Origin of the sequence: Meiothermus sp. (genome assembly GCF_025060375.1) — a bacterium.
GTDB lineage: Bacteria > Deinococcota > Deinococci > Deinococcales > Thermaceae > Meiothermus.
Window position 1 is genome coordinate 33360 of record NZ_JANXCG010000080.1, and the last position, 15656, is coordinate 49015.

A 15656-nucleotide genomic window follows, 5' to 3' on the forward strand; every position below is an offset into this window, starting at 1 on the left:
GATGGGACAACGGCTCTTGCGGCTTGAAGAGGGTCTGGCGCAGCTTTTTCTGGCCCTCACGGTAGCAGTGGTCTTTGCGGGTGGGGTGGCCCGGTTCCTAGGCCAGCCGTTGGACTGGGCCATGGACCTGGCCACCTTTGCCTTTGCCTGGTGTGTTTTTCTCAGCGCCGATGTGGCTTTGAAGCAGGATCGGCACTTGGCGGTGGAGTTCTTTACCAACCGGCTTCCGCCTCGTTGGCGGTTGGGCTTGCGGCTCTTTAGCCTTTTGCTGATGGCCCTCTTTATGGCCTTACTCTTTGGCTACAGCCTTCAGATGGCCTATCTGACTCGTTTTAGGTCTTTCCAGGGCATCCCCGGTTTCAGCTACACCTGGGTTACCCTGAGCGTAAGCGCTGGCAGTCTGCTTTTACTGCTCACCACCCTAGGGCGCATCCGGCAGGCTTGGCGGGCCTGGCGGGAGGGGTTATGCTCCTGAGCCTTGGGGTTTTTATCCTCCTCCTGGTGTTGGGGATGCCGGTGGTGTTTGCCATCGCCATCGGAGGGCTGGTCTTCTTCTTGCAGCAGCCCACCCTCCCCCTTACCATGCCGGTGCAGCTTCTGCTTTCGGAAACTCAGAACTTCTCCCTGCTGGCCATCCCCACTTTTATTCTGGCAGGCAACCTGATGAACGAGCTGGGGGTGACCCGGCGCCTTTTGCAGGTGGCTCGAGTCCTCACCGGCCACCTGCGAGGGGGGTTGGCCCAAGTCAGCGTGGTGCTGAGCCTGCTGATGGGAGGGGTCTCGGGTTCAGCCATCGCCGACGCCACCATGCAGGCCCGTGTTCTGGGGCCGGAGATGGTGCGGCGGGGCTACTCCGCGGCCTTCGTAGCTGCCTTGCAGGGGTTTAGCGGTCTGATTGTGGTGGCTATTCCCCCCAGTATTGGGCTTATCCTCTATGGGAGTATCGGGCAGGTTTCCATCGGTCAGCTCTTTGCTGGAGGAATTGGGGTGGGGCTGTTGCTGGCCTTCACCTATATGGTGGTGGTGGCGTTGCTGGCTCGAGCCCGCGGCTACCAGCCCGAGCTCACCGAGCGGCCCTCCGCCCGGGAGACCCTTGCGGCTTTGTGGGGCGGTCTTTGGGCGGTGTTGTTTCCTGTACTGCTCTTGTTCTCGCTCCGCACAGGGGTCTTCGTGCCCTCAGAAGTGGGGGCGGCAGCGGTGGTTTACGCTCTGCTGGTAGGGGCTATCTATAGGGAGCTTCGCTGGGAGCGGGTGGTTCGAGCTTTTCGCAACTCGGTGGCGGATATCGGCATGGTGGCCTTTCTGATAGCGGCCTCTGCCCTGATTGGTTACGGGATGAAGTGGGAGATGATTCCCCAAAGCCTCTCCCAGTTCCTGGTGGGCGTTGCCGAGGACCCTCGCATCGCCCTGGCGCTCATCCTGATAGGGCTCTTGCTCCTGGGTACCATTCTAGACTCCACGGTGATGATCATCCTGCTCACTCCTATCCTGGTGCCTACTGCAAAAGCCCTAGGTTTGGACCTGGTGCACTTTGGGGTGTTGATGGTGATGACCAGCGCCTTGGGTCTACTCACCCCCCCTGTGGGGCTTTCCATGTACTCAGTCTGCTCGGTTATGCGCTGCTCCGTAGGGGAGTACCTTCGGGAGGGCTGGCCGTTCTTCTTGGCGGTCTGCTGGGTGCTCTTGCTGGTTTACCTGTTTCCAGGAATTGTGAGCTTTTTGCCCAGGCTTCTGTTCTGAGCAGAGGTATCGGGGACAGGCTGATGAGGAGGCTCGAGTTAGCCCCTTTCCTGCTTGGGGTTTGAGCGGTTGGTGGTGAAGAAGATGGAGGGAAGGCTAAGAGGGAAAAAGGCCCTGATCATCGCAGCCGGTCAGGGAATTGGGCGGGCTGTTGCCGAGGCTTTCCAAAGGGAAGGGGCGGATGTGCTGGCGGCCACGTTGCATCCTGAGAAGCTGCAGGGCGTCTGTCCTGCGGTGATGCTGGACGCGCGGGACCGGGCGGCCATCTTCGAGCTCATCGGTAGCTTGGAAGGGCTTGACTGTCTTGTTAACGCCCAGGGGATGGTTCCTACTGGGGGGCTTCTGGAGGCTACCGACCAGGACTGGAAGGAAGCCTTTTTGCTCAATGCCCAAAGCGTTTTTTGGGCCATGCAGGCTGCTGTGCCCGGGATGAAGGCCCGTCGTTCAGGGTGCATCCTGAACATCGCTTCGGTGGCGGCCTTCAAGATGGTGCCTGGCCGGTTGGTCTACGCGGCTACCAAGGCCGCCCTGGTGGCCCTGAGTCGGGCTGCGGCTTTGGAGCTGGCCCCCTATGGGATTCGGGTTAACGCCATCTGCCCTGGCACAGTGGATACCCCCTCGCTCAGAGAACGGGCTGGAGGCGAAGAAGGGATGACCGCCTTTGCTAACCGGCAGCCCCTGGGTCGGTTGGGCCGACCTGAGGAAATTGCAGCGCTGGCAGTTTATCTGGCCTCCGACGAAGGGAGCTTTGCGACAGGGGGGGCTTTCGTGGTGGACGGGGGGATGAGTCTATGAGGTTTTCCTATGTTGAGCTGAAGCACTGGGCAGAGTCGGTCTTGCTGGCTGCGGGAGCTGATCAGCCCTCAGCTCAGGCCACCGCCGAGGTGCTTTTAGAGGCTGATCTCAAGGGAATTGCCAGCCATGGCCTGGTGCGGTTGCCCATCTACGTGCGGCGGCTCGAGGCGGGGCTGGTCAATCCCAAGCCCAACCCTAGGCTCCTGCGGGACGAGGGACCTTTGGGTCTGCTGGATGGCGATCTTGGCTTGGGGCCAAGGGTGGGGCTTTGGGCGGTGGAGGAGGCCTTGGCTAAGGCCCGGAGTTGCGGCGTGGGGGTGGTAGGTGTACAGCGAAGCACCCACTTCGGCATGGCCGGGTTCTACGCTGAGCGGATAGCCGAGGCTGGCTACCTGGGGCTGGTGCTGAGCAATGTAGAGCCTGATGTGGTGCCCTACGGGGGTCGCAGGGCGGCGCTGGGTACCAACCCCTTGGCCTTTGCTGCTCCGGCCCCGCAGGGGCCCCTGGTGGCCGACCTGGCAACATCTCAGGCTGCCATGGGTAAGGTTTTCCTGGCTAGAGCCCGGGGCGAGAGGGTTCCCCCCGACTGGGGCGTGGACGAGCTAGGACAGCCCACGCAAGACCCGCACCGGGTGCGCGCTCTTCTCCCCTTGGGGGGAGCCAAGGGCTATGCCCTGGCGCTTATGGTGGAGGTGTTGGCGGGGGTGCTGACCGGAGCAGGGGTTGCTCACGGGGTAGGCCGAATGTACGACGACTGGTCGCGCCCTCAGAATGTGGGGCACCTGTTTTTGGCCCTTGATCCAGCCCGTTTCCTTTCCAAGGAAACCTTTTTAGAGCGAGTAGGGCAGCTTTGGGAGGGCATAAAGGCTACCCCACCGGCACCTGGTTTTGAGGAGGTCTTTCTGCCGGGTGAGCGGGAGCGGGCCCTGAAGGTGGCCCGTCTTAGGGATGGGGTACCCCTGGAGGCGGCTACCCTCGAGGCCTTGCAGGAATTGGGCCGCCGCTACGACCAACCGCTGGAGGTTGGGCATGCCTGAGGTGATTGCCGCGGGGGAGGCCATGGCCCTCTTGTTGGCCCCCAAGCCTGGTTATTTACGGCATCAGACCTACCTCGAGCTGCGCGTGGGTGGGGCCGAGGCCAACCTAGCCATTGCTCTGGCCCGGTTGGGGTTTAGGGCTGGATTCGTAGGCTGGCTGGGGCAGGATGAGCTGGGCGAGTTGGTACTCCAAAGACTGCGGGCCGAGGGGGTTGAGATAAGCCAGGTGCGTCGGCTTGAGGCCCCCACCGGCCTCTACATTCGCGAGCGTCTGCCAGGTGGCCGGAGCCGGGTGCATTACCGACGCTCAGGCTCAGCTGCTGCACAGATGGCTCCCGGTGCCTTCGATCCGGGTTACTTAGAGGGGTGCGAGGTCTTCCACCTGAGCGGTATCACCCCGGCGCTGTCCCCCAGCGCTGCTGCGTTTGCCCGCTGGGCCATGACCGAGGCCCGGCGTCGGGGCGTGCTGGTGAGCCTGGATGTCAACTACCGGGCCAAGTTATGGGAGCCTAGGTTGGCGCGGGCTTGGTTGGAGGAAGCTCTTCCCCAGGTGGACTGCCTTTTTCTGAGCCAGGAGGACGCCCGGCTTTGGGAAGTGGATGGAACGGAGCTACTGAAAACCCTGGCCGCCCGGGGGCCTCGGCAGGTGGTGCTGAAGCGGGGACGCCTTGGCGCTTTGGCGTTGGTGGAGGGCTGTTGCTTTGAGGCCCCTGCCTTCTCCGTAGAAGAAGTGGACCCGGTAGGGGCGGGAGATGCTTTCTCGGCAGGCTACTTAGCCGGCCTTTTGTGGGGCAAGCCTCCTGCCGAGCGGCTTAGGATAGCCAATGCCTTAGGGGCGCTGGTGGTTTCGGTACTGGGCGATTATGAAGGGGCCCCTTCCGCCTTGGAACTGGCGGATTTCCTTCAGCAGCAAACCTTCGTGGAGCGCTAGATGGAGCGAGTAGCCTTGGTCACCGGCGGTAGCCGCGGCATTGGCCGGGCGATTGCCGAAGAGCTTTTGCGCAGGGGTTTCCGGGTGGGGGTGGCTGCCCGCCAGCCCCACGAGGCAGTGGAGGAGTTGCGGGATCGGGGTCTGCCGGCTTTCGGAGTACCTACCGACCTGGCCCAAGACCCCCCACAGGAGGTGGTGCGGCGAACCATTGCCCAGGCTGGAAGCCTGCATGTCTTGGTCCACGCCGCGGGGGTAAACGTGCGTAAACCAGCCCTGGAGCTTTCCTACGAGGAGTGGAGGCGGGTTTTGTACCTTCACCTGGACGTAGCTTTTTTGCTGGCTCAGGCCGCAGCCCCTTCCATGGTCCAGGTGGGCTGGGGGCGGGTGTTGTTCATCGGTTCGGTGACCACATTTAGCGGCGGAGGGCCGGTACGGATTCCAGCCTACACCACCGCAAAGACGGCACTGCTCGGTCTAACCCGGGCCTTGGCTAAGGAATGGGCTCCCCTGGGTATCCGGGTGAACCTGCTCTGCCCTGGCTACGTCAAAACGGAGTTCACCAGCGCGGTTTGGGAGAATCCCGAGCTCTACGGGCCGATTACCTCCCGGATTCCCCTAGGCCGCTGGGCTACCCCGGAGGAGATTGCCCGGGTGGGAGGGTTTTTGTGCAGCGAGGAGGCCGACTACCTCACGGGCCAGGCGGTAGTGGCAGACGGGGGTTTTCTGGCCTACTGAGAGGGCTGGGTTCCGACGGGGTGGGGTATGGTGAAGGGGTGCGAGGGGGGCTTGTCTGCTGCTTGCTGGGTTTGTCGCTGGCTGGAGCCCAACCGTCCCTTCAGCTTCTCAGTGGGCACCGGGCCCCGGTCGGCGCCGTGGCCTTTGGCCCGGACGGGGTGCTGGCCCTTGGGGCTGACGCCTACATCCAGCTTTACCGCTCCGACGGCCGCTTGGAGCGCACCCTGAGCGGCCACACCGACACGGTGTACGCGCTGGACTTCTCCTCAACAGGCCTTCTGCTGAGCGCCTCCGCTGATACCACCCTCTGGCTTTGGGATGCCCGCAGCGGTGAGGTCCGGGGGTCTCTTCGAGGGCACCGCCAGCCGGTCTGGACGGCCCGGTTCAGTCCAGATGGCCAGCTTGTGCTGAGCGGTGCGGGCGATGGCGAGTTGCGGCTTTGGAGCCTGAGGGGCGGAAGCCGCTCCTTGCAGATGGGACGGGGCTGGGTGTATGGGGTGGGGTTCTCCCCCGATGGTGGCCGGGCTGCGGGAGGTGGTCAGGATGGGGTGGTGTTGTGGAACCTAACCGGCGGCCGCCCCTTTCCCCTTCTGGCAGGGAGTTCGGTAAGGGCGCTGGCCTGGGGTCCTCAAGGCCTGATTACGGGCGATCGGGAAGGCCAGGTTCAGTTTTGGAGCGAGGAGGGGGGCTTCGTTCGGCAGGCCTCTGCGCATCGCCTTGCGGTGAGTGCTCTGGTCTGGGGTCCGGATGGACCCGTCAGCGGGGGCCAGGAGGGGAGAATTCTGCGCTGGAAGGACGGCCGACCCCAAAACGGCTGGGAGACCGCGCCGGTGTTGAGCCTGGCCCTTCGGGAGCGCTGGCTTCTGAGCGGGCATGACGATGGGCGGGCCCGGCTTTGGAGCCTAGATGGGGGGTTAGTGCGCGTTCTCGAGCCCCCTGCAGCCTCTGTGGCGGCGCTGGCTTTCAGCCCCGATGGCCGCCTTTTGGCCAGCGGCGGCTGGGATGGGGAAGTCTGGCTTTGGGAGCAGGGCCGTCCCATCCATCGGTTCAACGAGGCGAGCCTGGAGGTCGCTGCCCTGGCCTTCAGTCCCGACGGTGGCTACCTGGCCGCGGGTGGGCGCGATGGCCTGACCCGCATCTACCATCTGGGAGAAAAGCGCCTGCTCCGAGCGTTGGAGGCCCACGACAATGGGGTAAGCGCCCTGGCCTTCAGCCCCGATGGGCAGCGCCTGGCCACCGGGGGACGCGACCGGTTGGTGCGGGTTTGGGACTGGCGGAGCGGCCGAAGGGGGCTGGAGTTCCGCGCCCATGAGTCCCACGTGACCGGCCTGGCCTTCACCCTGAAGGGTCGGGGCCTGGTTAGTGCCAGCAGCGACGAGAGTTTGGCCTGGTGGCTCCTAGAGCCTGACGGGGTGCGGCTTCTGCGCCGGGTGAGCCATTCGGGGAGCGTCTACAGTCTGGCCCAAAGCCCCGATGGGCAGGTCTTGGCTACCGGTGGCCGCGACCCTCGTGTGCGGATCTGGGACGGGAGGACCGGGGCCCTTTTGGCTGTTTTGGAAGGCCATCTGGAGGCTGTGGGGGCCCTGGCCTTCTCGCCCGATGGGAAAAGGCTGGCCAGCGTGGGCTGGGACAAGGCCCTTCGGGTGTGGAACCTCGAGGGGCGGACCCTGTTCAGCCTTTCGGGCTTCGTCCGGCCCCTGTATGCTGTGGCCTGGAGCCCGAAGGGCGACCTGGCGGTGGGGGCTGGAAGGCTGGGGCAGGGCGGAACGATTGGCCTCCTCAGGCCGCGCTAGGGCCGCTCGAGCCAGACCCTGCCGTAGGCCCGCACCTCGCCCTGGGGAAAGGCCCCTTGCAAAAGCCGGTGGAGAAACTGCCCTGCCCCAGGCAGTAAGCCGCTGCAGTCCCGGTCCACGTAGACAAAGATGTGGTGGGGTGGCCGGGGTGCCTGGCTGAAGGCCAGGGCGCCAGTGTACTCGGGGAAGGCCTGGTAGAAAGAGCCTATCAGGGATTCTAGGGCGGCTCGAGCCTCCGGTAGGGGCGCCTCTTCAGGCGGGCGCACCCAGAAGGCGGTTACCTTAAGCGCCTTCATTCTGTCCGCCCCCAGCCGGCTTGGGCGAAGACCAGAACCCCGCGCAGAGCCTCGGCTAGCCTCCTGGCGCCCTCGGCCAGCCGCGGACCAGGTCGGCCCAGGTAGGCCTCCTCAACGGCGAAAACCTGCCGGTGCTGCAGGGCCGGGACGTCCAGCTCCCGGCGCAGCACCAGCTCTGGGCGGAGCTTTCTGGCCCCACACCAGGAGACCACAATCGCGTCGGGCTGGGCCTCCTCCACCTCAGCGGGGGTGAGGGGCTTGGAGCGCACCGGCAGGTGGTCAAAGGCGTTTTTTGCCCCTAGGGCCTCGAGCAGCCCTGTAACCCAGCTCTGCCTCCCTGCCGCGATCATGGGCCGGGGCCACCACTCCACCATTACCCGAGGGGGCCTGACCCAGCGGGGTAGGGAACCCCGGGCCTGGGCCAGCATCTGTTGCATGGCCTGCACCACCATGGAACCCCGCTGGGTCACCCCGAGCGCCTGGGCTACCCGCAGTATATCGTCGTAGACTTCCTGAAGGCTTTGCGGGTCGAGGACCAGGTGGGGAATCCGCCGGGCCTGCAGGCCCTCCACCACCCGCTCCATGCCGGGGACGCTCAGGCTGGCCAGCACCAGGTCGGGCTTGAGGGCCTCCACCCTGTCCAGGTCCACCTGCAGGTCTGGCCCTACCCTGGGCAGCCGGGCGACCTCTGGAGGGTAGTCGGAGTGGTCGTCCACCCCCACCAGCCAGTCCAGGCAGCCCAGAGCCCAGACGATCTCGGTGTTGGAGCAGGTCAGGCTGACCAGGCGCATGGAGCCCCCCGAGGTCCAGCCCCAATTCTAAGCCCCCCGCGGTTTTCCTTCACCCGGGTCCGGCGCCAGCAACGGACCGCCTAAGCTCCCAGAGCCCTTCCGTAGGGCTGGGTGTCGGGGTCTAACGGATCACCTGAGGCACCACCCGCACCTCGCGGGTCTGCCCTTCCCGCCAGACCTTTAGGGTTACGGCCTCCCCCTGCTTTTTGGAGAGGAGCACCGCCCTCAGGTCGTTGATGTTGACGATGGGGTTGCCGTCGGCCTCCAGGATGATGTCCCCGTTCAACCCCAGCTCAATGACCTGGCCGGTGCGAAGCTGGAGCTGCACGGTGCGGGTAGCCGGCCGTAGCCCTGCCCGTTCGGCAGGGCTGCCCCGTTCAACCTGTTGGATCATGAGCCCGGTGTCGGGCAGGCGGTTCTGACGGCGGATGTTTTCTGGGTACTCGGCCATTGAGAGCAGGGAGAGCGTAACCCCCAGGCGGGGCCGGGAGCGCACGATTTCCTCGGCGGTGATGTTCTTGCCGGCCTTCAGGTCGGCCAGATACTGCTTGGCCAGGTTGATGGGGATGGCGAAGCCGATGCCTGCTGACTGGGCGGTTCCAAGCGCCCCGGTGGAGCTGTAGATGAAGGTGTTGATGCCGATGACCTCGCCCCTCGAGTTGAGCAAGGGTCCCCCCGAGTTGCCCGGGTTGATGGCCGCGTCGGTTTGAATCACGGTGGGAACAAAGGCTCCCTTGCCGCTCCCGCTGCCGTCGTTGGGGTTGCGCCGGATGGCCGAGACGATCCCCTCGGTCACGGTGAACTCCAGGCCGAAGGGGTTGCCCATCGCGATGGCTTTTTGGCCTACCCGCACCTGGTCAGAGTCGCCCAGCCGCATGGGCTTGAGCCGGTCGCGGGGGGCCTGTACCCGGATGAGGGCCAGGTCCAGCGGCTCAGCGGTACCCACCACGCGGGCCGGGTAGCTTTTGGGGTCGTTGTGGAAGCGGACCGTGATCTGGTCGGCGCCCTCAATCACATGATAGTTGGTGAGGATTAGGCCGTCTTGATCGAGCACGAAGCCCGAGCCCGAGCCTTCCTGGGGCTGCGGTTGAAGGAAGGGCGCGAAGAAGCCCAGGTCGCGGCTCACCTGCGGGGTGCTGCGCACGGCTACGAAGACCACCCCATCCCCGCTGCGCTGGACCACCTCGATGGTGTTGCGCTCGTTTTCCAAAAAGGCCCGGCTTTGCTCAAAGGGCTGTGCCTGGGCCTGCACTGCAGCCTCGGGAGAGGGGTTTTGGCTCTTGCTCAGGTTGAACCAGGCTACCCCGCCTCCCACCACCAGGAGCAACCCCAGGAACAGCGAAGCGCTTCTCATAGACATCTCAAAAACCTCCTCCCTTCAGTGTAGCCAAGCTCGGTGAAGACGGCGTGAACCCCAATTATGAAAAGACGACCGTCTTGTTGCCGTGGACGATGATGCGGTCCTCCAGGTGCCACTGCACGGCTCGAGCCAGCACGGTGCGTTCCAGGTCCCGTCCCAGCCGTACCAGGTCGGCCACGTCGTGCCGGTGGGAGACCCGGACCACGTCCTGCTCGATGATGGGCCCCTGATCGAGCTCTTCGGTCACGTAGTGCGCGGTGGCCCCTATGATCTTGACCCCCCGCTGGTAGGCCTGCCTGTAGGGGTTGGCCCCCACGAAGGCGGGGAGGAAGGAGTGGTGGATGTTGATGATGCGGTTGGGGTAGTGGGCCACAAAGCTGGGGGAGAGTATCTGCATGTAGCGGGCCAGCACCAGAAGGTCGTTGCCTGCAAGAATCTCCAGCATTCGGGCCTCGGCTTCCTCCTTCCTGCCCTTCTCCACCGGGACGTGGTGGAAGGGAATGCCGAAGCGCTCTACCTCGGCCCTGAGGTCGGGGTGGTTGGAGACCACCTGGGTGATCTCGCAGGGCAGCTCCCGGTTGCTGTGGCGCCAGAGTAGCTCGAGCAGGGCGTGGTCGTACCTGGAGACCAGGATGGCCACCTTCTTCAGGTCGGTGGCGTAGGCGATGCGCCAGTCCATCTGGAAGCGAGCCGCCACGGTCTCGGCGAAGGCTTTTTCCAGAACCTCGCGGGGCACGTCCAGGTGGGGGGTTTGAAACTCCAGCCGCATGAAGAAGAGCCCCCCCTCGGGGTCGGTGGAGTGCTGGTCCAGGGCGGTGATGTTGGCCCCGTGGTGGAAGAGGAAGCTCGAGACTGCCGCCACAATGCCGGGCCGGTCCGGGCAGGTGATGAGCAGCCGGGCGGTCGTATCGGCGCGCATACCGGCTAAAGGGTATCGGCTTTGGGCGTGGAGCTCAACTACTGGCCGAGCAGGAAGCGCACCATTCCGGGGAAGCGCCGGGCCCAGTGGGCTTCGTGGTGCGCGCCTCCCTCGTCCTCCAGGTAGAGGTAGTCTACCCCTGGCCGCCAGCCCTTTCGCAGGAGCAGGCGGTGCATGCGCCGGACGTCTTCCAGGTAGCGGCGGGCGTCGCCCCCAAAGGGGGTCTGCTCGAGGTGGCCCACATCCATGTACAGCCGTCCGGGGGCCTGGGGTGCGCTTTCCACCAAGCCGTAGATGGCCCCTTCAGCGAACCAGAAGGACGGGCTCATCACCCCGGCCCGACCGAAGACCTGGGGGTAGAGGTAGTAGGCGCACAGGCTGATGAACCCCCCCATCGAGGAGCCCGCGATAGCGGTGTGCTCACGGGCGGGCAGGGTACGAAACTCCCTGTCGATAAAGGGTTTTAGGGTCTCCACCACAAAGCGCAGGTACCGGTCTCCCCGCCCTCCCCCGTGCTGGGGGTCGCGGAAGGGGCTGTACTCGCCCAGCCGCTCCAGGCCCATGTTGGGAATGCCCACCACGATGGCTTCCAGGGACTCCTGGGCCAAGGCCTCCATGCTCTCGTCCACCCGCCACTCCCCTACGTAGCTGGTGGCCTGGTCAAAGAGGTTTTGCCCATCGTGCATGTAGAGAACCGGGTAGCGCCTTGCGCCGTGGGGGTAGGAGGGGGGTAGGTAGACCAGGATGTCGCGCCGATTGCCCAGCTCGGGGCTGTAGAACCCTTCGTAAACCCAGACCTCGCCCACCACGCTGTGGCCGGGGCCGGTTGGGTGGGGCTTCCAGCTTCGCACCTCGGGCGCACGCACTGGGCCATTCTACGGCCTTTGGCGCGGTTTTGTTGGTCGGTTCCACATCTCCTCGGGAATTCTCGGCCAGACTGATACGGATGCGGCTTCTGGCCCTCGGTGCGGCAGCTTTCAGCCTGGCCCTGGCCTGCTCCACGAGCTTCTACCCCACGGACCCAGGGTTGCGCTGGCGCTACCGCATCCTGGGGGAGAACCAGGTCTATCTGCAGAGCTTTACCCCCACAGGGCCCAACACCTTTCTGGAGCGGCGGGAGTTTCCCGACCGCATCGAGACCACCCCTTGGACCTGCACCCCCCAGGGGCTGCGCACCCTGCCGGAGGGGGAGCGGCCCATCCCCGGGGGGAGCCTCCGGTTTACCGAGCTCAAGGGGGTGGTGCTCCCCAGTGGTGAGCGCTGGCGGGTGGGGGAGAGCTGGACCTACCGCTATGAGCTGAGGGGAAGGGTGGCCTTCGTTGAGCTGCGGGGTTTTCTTGAGGTCGAGAACCGGATTGTGGCCAAGGAAAACATTACCGTTCCAGCAGGTCGCTTTGAGGCCCTGCGGGTTGAGGCCAGCTTCCGGGGGGAGTTTGGTATCGGCTTCGGGGGCAGGGCCACCTACTGGTTTGCGGAGGGGGTGGGGGTGGTCAAGCAGGTGAGCGAGGGCAGCTTCGGGGGTTTGAGCAGCGAGCTGGTAGAGTTCAGGCGCTAAACCGCCCAGCCCTCCCCGTAGAGCCGGGCCTCGAGCCCTGCCTTCACCCGGGGCCACTCCTCGTCGAGAATGGAGTAGACGGCGGTATCCCGCACCGTTCCGTTGGGGTATATCTGGTCTTTGCGCAAGATACCCTCGAAGGTGGCCCCCAGTTTCTCTATTGCCCGGCGGCTTTGCAGGTTGCGGGCGTCGGCGCGAAACTGCACCCGTATGGCCCCCAGGGTTTCAAAGGCGCGCTTGAGGAGCAGGTACTTGCTCTCGGGGTTGGCGTGCCCTCCTTGGAAGGGAGCAAATATCCAGGTGGTGGTCTCCACGGAGCGGTAGGCCGGGTTGACCCGCACGTAGCCGGTACGCCCGGCCACGCGCCCGCTGCCCTTGTCCACGATGGCCCAGTTGACCCGGTCGGGGGCCGAGAGGAGCGAGTGGATGTAGGCTTGCATGGCCTCCAGGGTGGCCTCTTGGGGGGCGTTGCTCAGGTACTGGACCATCCGGGGGTCAAAATGCTCGAGCAACGCCGGGGCGTGCTCCAGGCGCAGGGGCTCTAGGAGAATGTATCGCCCTTCCAGGGGGACGCTCTCGTGCCACATATAACCCAAACCTACCACCCTTGTTGGGCTAGACTGGAGGGGTGATTCGGGTGGGCGTGCTGACCATTTCTGACCGCGAGGCGCGGGGTGAGGTGGAGGACCTGGCCTACGCCGCCATTCGCGAGGCCCTGTCCTTGGGCCCCTACGAGATTACCCACTACGAGATTGTTCCTGACGAACCTGCTCAGATTAAGCGGGTGCTGCGCTTGTGGACAGACCGGGAGGGCTTGGACGTCATCCTCACCAGCGGCAGCATCCGTCTCAGCCGCCGCGACCACGCCCCTGAGGCCACCCGCGAGATGCTGGAGAAGGAAGCCCCAGGCATCGCCGAGCTTATCCGGCGGGAGGCCTACAAGAAAAGCCCGTTGGCTGCCCTTTCGCGGGGGGTGGCGGGGGTGCGGGGCAAGACCCTGATCGTCAACCTGCCCGGGGGCCCTCAGGCCTGCCGGGACTCCCTCGAGGTGCTCCTTCCCCTCTTACCTGAGGCAGTGGAGCGGATCACCGGTCGGCCCGTAGGCCAGCTCGCCCAGTCCTTCTGGTTTGAGTGAGGCGCAACTCTGCTATTCTATTGCGGTGTTGGCGGCTCGTCAGGACATCAAAGCCCAGCTCAAGGCGTCTTTGAAGGAAGCCCTCTTTGCCCTTGGCCTTGCCGAGGTGCCCGAGGTGGTGGTCCAGGAGACCCCTCCGGACAAGGGCGGCGACTACGGCACACCGGTGGCCATGAGCCTAGCCCGGACCCTGCGCAAGGCCCCGCCCCAGATTGCGGCTGAGCTTTTGCAGCACATCGTGCTGCCCCCCTGGGTGCGGCGGGCCTTTGTGGTGGGGGGCTACCTGAACTTTGAGCTCGAGCCTGCCTTCCTTCTGGAGAATGCCCTTGCTCCTCTCCCTCCCTTTTCCCCTAAAGAGGGGAAGGTTCTCTTGGAGCACACCTCGGTCAACCCCAACAAGGAGCTGCACGTGGGGCACCTGCGCAACATCTGCTTGGGCGACGCGCTGGCCCGGATCCTGCGCTTTGTGGGGTACCAGGTGGAGGTGATGAACTACATCGACGATACCGGGCGGCAGGCTGCGGAAAGCCTATTTGCGCTGGAGTACTTCGGCCTCAAGAGCCCGGACCCCTCGGTCAAGTACGACCACTGGGTGGGCGAGGCCTATGTGCGCCTCCACCGGGCTATGGCCGATTCCGAGCAAAGAGCCCAGATTGAGGCCGGGGTGCAAGCCACCCTACACCGCCTGGAGGCCGGGGAGCTCAGGGATCAGGTGGACCGGATTCTGCGGGCCCAGCTCCTCACCATGTACCGCCTTGGGGCTGAGTACGACGCCTTGGTCTGGGAGTCGGACATCGTGCGGGAGGGCCTGCTGCAGGAGGCTATGCGGGCCCTGGAGGCGACCCCTTACGTCTTTCGCCCCAGTGAGGGCAAGTATGCGGGGGCCTTGGTAATGGACACCAGCCCTTTCATCCCAGGGCTGGAAGACCCCTACCTGGTGCTCATCCGCTCCAACGGCACCTCCACCTATACTGCCAAAGACATTGCGCTGCAGTTCTGGAAGATGGGGCTCCTAGAGGGGCTCAGATTCCACCGGTACGACACCCAACCCAGCGGCGCCCCTCTCTACAGCACCTGCCCTGAGGGGGAGCCCATGCCCTTCGGCGGGGCTCAGGAGACCATCAACGTGGTGGATGCTCGCCAGAGCCATGCCCTGAGGGTGGTGCAGGCTTCCCTTGAGGTTAGGGGACGGCGTGATTTGGCCGAGCGCTGCTTCCACTTGGCCTATGAGACGGTCCTTTTGGAGGGCCAGCAGATGTCCGGTCGGAAGGGCATCACCGTCTCTGTGGATGAGGTGTTGGATGAGGCGGTGCGCCGGGTGCGGGCGGTGATAGCCGAGAAAAACCCCGATCACCCCAGCCCCGAGGAGGCCGCCGAGCAGATTGGGGTGGGGGCGGTGCGCTTCGCCATGCTCAAGACCGAGGCCAGAAAGCAGATCGACTTTCGCTATGAGCAGGCCCTGAGCCTGGAAGGGGATACCGGCCCTTACATTCAGTATGCCTACGCGCGGGCCGGCTCCATCCTGCGCAAGGCCGAGGAAATGGGCCTGCTGGGGGAGAGGCCCGACCTCACCCAGGCCACCCCGTACGAGGTTGCTCTGGCCAAGGTCCTGCTGCGTTTTGGGGAGGTGGTACAGGAGGCGGCCCGCGCTAGGGCCCCCCACATCCTGGCCCAGTATCTGCTGGACCTAGCAGCGGCCTGGAACGGTTTTTACAACGCCAAGACCCCCGAGGGAAAGCCGGCCACTCCGGTCCTCACTGCGCCGCCGGGGCTCCGGGGGGTGCGGCTCGAGCTGGTCTCCGCCCTGCGCCAGACCCTGAGGCAGGGCCTGGGGCTCCTGGGTTTGAAGGCCCCCGAGGTCATGTAGGCCTCCTCGCTCCTCCCTGCGGGAGCGGAGGGGCTGGTCCTGGCTTTTGGATGCGCTTATCTAACGAAATAACATACTTCTGTGCTAAATGCGTTATATAATCTGGGCATGGCACAGCCCAGACCCAAGCACGCTTGGATGCGGGAGACCTACCGCAAGTCGGTGGAGAAGATGCCCGAAAGGCCCGTGGCCCACCGCACCCTCTCGGACATCGCTCCTGAGCCCCTCTACACCCCCGAGGACCTGAAGGATTTCTGCTACGAGGAGAAGCTCGGCTACCCAGGGGAGTACCCTTACACCCGGGGGGTCTACGGCTCCATGTACCGGTCCAAGCTCTGGACCATGCGCATGTTCGCCGGCTTCGGCACCGCCGAACAGACCAACGAGCGCTTCAAGAAGCTTTTAGCAGCCGGCCAAACGGGCCTCTCCACCGCTTTTGACCTTCCCACCCTCATGGGCTACGACTCCGACCACCCCCTTTCCAAGGGGGAGGTGGGCAAGTGCGGGGTGGCCATCTCCAGCCTGGCGGACATGGAGATCCTCTTTGACGGGATTGACCTAGAAGAGGTCACCACCTCCATGACCATCAATAGCCCCGCCAACGCCATCTGGGCCATGTACCTGGCGGTGGCTAAGAAACGGGGCTACGACTGGAAGAAACTGGGGGGCACCATCCAAAACGATATCCTCAAGGAGTTCATC

At 64.7% G+C, this 15656-nt stretch carries 17 protein-coding genes; 11 read left to right on the plus strand and 6 right to left on the minus strand.

From position 1 onward, the window contains the following. Position 1: 1 nt before the first annotated feature. The 7 genes from NZ849_RS09670 (at position 2) to NZ849_RS09700 (ending at position 7031) form a co-directional block, all read left to right on the plus strand. On the plus strand, positions 2–475 hold the full coding sequence (locus NZ849_RS09670) for a TRAP transporter small permease subunit (protein ID WP_295406605.1): 474 nt from the start codon (positions 2–4) through the stop codon (positions 473–475). Continuing rightward, the gene (locus NZ849_RS09675; RefSeq protein ID WP_295406608.1) at positions 466–1740 is read left to right on the plus strand and encodes a TRAP transporter large permease; all 1275 of its coding nucleotides are present in this window, start codon (positions 466–468) and stop codon (positions 1738–1740) included. The genes NZ849_RS09670 and NZ849_RS09675 overlap by 10 nt, the downstream gene beginning before the upstream one ends. A gap of 72 nt (positions 1741–1812) precedes the next feature. After that, positions 1813–2535: an SDR family oxidoreductase gene (locus tag NZ849_RS09680; RefSeq protein ID WP_295406611.1), complete on the plus strand. Its 723-nt coding sequence runs from the start codon at positions 1813–1815 to the stop codon at positions 2533–2535. Next, the gene (locus NZ849_RS09685) at positions 2532–3572 is read left to right on the plus strand and encodes an Ldh family oxidoreductase (RefSeq protein ID WP_295406614.1); all 1041 of its coding nucleotides are present in this window, start codon (positions 2532–2534) and stop codon (positions 3570–3572) included. The genes NZ849_RS09680 and NZ849_RS09685 overlap by 4 nt, the downstream gene beginning before the upstream one ends. Next, positions 3565–4503: a sugar kinase gene (locus NZ849_RS09690; protein WP_295406617.1), complete on the plus strand. Its 939-nt coding sequence runs from the start codon at positions 3565–3567 to the stop codon at positions 4501–4503. Before NZ849_RS09685 ends, NZ849_RS09690 begins: the two co-directional genes overlap by 8 nt. Continuing rightward, complete coding sequence (locus NZ849_RS09695) at positions 4504–5238, plus strand: SDR family NAD(P)-dependent oxidoreductase (RefSeq protein WP_295406619.1); 735 nt, start codon at positions 4504–4506, stop codon at positions 5236–5238. It abuts the gene before it with no gap. Positions 5239–5276: 38 nt separating this feature from the next. Beyond that, the gene (locus NZ849_RS09700; protein WP_295406622.1) at positions 5277–7031 is read left to right on the plus strand and encodes a WD40 repeat domain-containing protein; all 1755 of its coding nucleotides are present in this window, start codon (positions 5277–5279) and stop codon (positions 7029–7031) included. Here the strand turns inward: NZ849_RS09700 and NZ849_RS09705 are convergent. From NZ849_RS09705 to NZ849_RS09725, 5 genes are all read right to left on the minus strand, one after another. Then, on the minus strand, positions 7028–7327 hold the full coding sequence (locus tag NZ849_RS09705) for a hypothetical protein (protein WP_295406625.1): 300 nt from the start codon (positions 7325–7327) through the stop codon (positions 7028–7030). The genes NZ849_RS09700 and NZ849_RS09705 overlap by 4 nt on opposite strands. Beyond that, positions 7324–8118: a cobalamin-binding protein gene (locus tag NZ849_RS09710; RefSeq protein ID WP_295406629.1), complete on the minus strand. Its 795-nt coding sequence runs from the start codon at positions 8116–8118 to the stop codon at positions 7324–7326. Before NZ849_RS09710 ends, NZ849_RS09705 begins: the two co-directional genes overlap by 4 nt. Before the next feature lie 121 nt (positions 8119–8239). Beyond that, positions 8240–9478, minus strand: a complete 1239-nt coding sequence (locus tag NZ849_RS09715) for a trypsin-like peptidase domain-containing protein (RefSeq protein WP_295406633.1) — start codon at positions 9476–9478, stop codon at positions 8240–8242. Positions 9479–9536: 58 nt separating this feature from the next. Then, positions 9537–10397, minus strand: coding sequence for a formyltetrahydrofolate deformylase (gene purU / locus NZ849_RS09720; protein WP_295406636.1), 861 nt, complete (start codon positions 10395–10397; stop codon positions 9537–9539). A gap of 38 nt (positions 10398–10435) precedes the next feature. Then, a complete protein-coding gene (locus NZ849_RS09725) occupies positions 10436–11263 on the minus strand; it encodes an alpha/beta hydrolase-fold protein (protein WP_295406639.1) in 828 nt (275 codons plus the stop codon). A gap of 80 nt (positions 11264–11343) precedes the next feature. Between NZ849_RS09725 and NZ849_RS09730 the strand changes: the two genes are divergently transcribed. After that, complete coding sequence (locus NZ849_RS09730) at positions 11344–11952, plus strand: hypothetical protein (RefSeq protein WP_295406642.1); 609 nt, start codon at positions 11344–11346, stop codon at positions 11950–11952. On the opposite strand, the gene NZ849_RS09735 is transcribed toward NZ849_RS09730, so the two are convergent. Next, entirely contained in the window at positions 11949–12539 is a 591-nt protein-coding gene (locus NZ849_RS09735) for a GNAT family protein (RefSeq protein ID WP_295406645.1), read from the minus strand. The two genes, NZ849_RS09730 and NZ849_RS09735, sit on opposite strands and share 4 nt — an antisense overlap. Positions 12540–12580: 41 nt before the next feature. Here NZ849_RS09735 and NZ849_RS09740 point away from each other — a divergent pair, with 41 nt between their 5' ends. The 3 genes from NZ849_RS09740 to NZ849_RS09750 all read left to right on the plus strand — a co-directional run. Next, positions 12581–13087 carry a MogA/MoaB family molybdenum cofactor biosynthesis protein gene (locus NZ849_RS09740; RefSeq protein WP_295406648.1) on the plus strand — a complete coding sequence of 169 codons (507 nt, stop codon included), beginning with the start codon at positions 12581–12583 and terminating at the stop codon, positions 13085–13087. Between the two features lie 25 nt (positions 13088–13112). Beyond that, a complete protein-coding gene (locus tag NZ849_RS09745; RefSeq protein WP_295406650.1) occupies positions 13113–14954 on the plus strand; it encodes an arginine--tRNA ligase in 1842 nt (613 codons plus the stop codon). 108 nt (positions 14955–15062) lie between these two features. Next, positions 15063–15656, plus strand: a 594-nt coding sequence (locus NZ849_RS09750) for a methylmalonyl-CoA mutase family protein (protein WP_295406653.1), incomplete at its 3' end; no start/stop codon positions are given.

What these genes read in the sequence shown, in the direction of transcription:
- NZ849_RS09670 (WP_295406605.1), top strand. Translation starts at nt 2, where the DNA reads ATGGGACAACGGCTCTTGCGGCTTGAAGAGGGTCTGGCGCAGCTTTTT.
- NZ849_RS09675 (WP_295406608.1), top strand. Translation starts at nt 466, where the DNA reads ATGCTCCTGAGCCTTGGGGTTTTTATCCTCCTCCTGGTGTTGGGGATG.
- NZ849_RS09685 (WP_295406614.1), top strand. Translation starts at nt 2,532, where the DNA reads ATGAGGTTTTCCTATGTTGAGCTGAAGCACTGGGCAGAGTCGGTCTTG.
- NZ849_RS09690 (WP_295406617.1), top strand. Translation starts at nt 3,565, where the DNA reads ATGCCTGAGGTGATTGCCGCGGGGGAGGCCATGGCCCTCTTGTTGGCC.
- NZ849_RS09695 (WP_295406619.1), top strand. Translation starts at nt 4,504, where the DNA reads ATGGAGCGAGTAGCCTTGGTCACCGGCGGTAGCCGCGGCATTGGCCGG.
- NZ849_RS09705 (WP_295406625.1), bottom strand. Translation starts at nt 7,327, where the DNA reads ATGAAGGCGCTTAAGGTAACCGCCTTCTGGGTGCGCCCGCCTGAAGAG.
- NZ849_RS09710 (WP_295406629.1), bottom strand. Translation starts at nt 8,118, where the DNA reads ATGCGCCTGGTCAGCCTGACCTGCTCCAACACCGAGATCGTCTGGGCT.
- NZ849_RS09715 (WP_295406633.1), bottom strand. Translation starts at nt 9,478, where the DNA reads ATGTCTATGAGAAGCGCTTCGCTGTTCCTGGGGTTGCTCCTGGTGGTG.
- purU (WP_295406636.1), bottom strand. Translation starts at nt 10,397, where the DNA reads ATGCGCGCCGATACGACCGCCCGGCTGCTCATCACCTGCCCGGACCGG.
- NZ849_RS09730 (WP_295406642.1), top strand. Translation starts at nt 11,344, where the DNA reads ATGCGGCTTCTGGCCCTCGGTGCGGCAGCTTTCAGCCTGGCCCTGGCC.
- NZ849_RS09735 (WP_295406645.1), bottom strand. Translation starts at nt 12,539, where the DNA reads ATGTGGCACGAGAGCGTCCCCCTGGAAGGGCGATACATTCTCCTAGAG.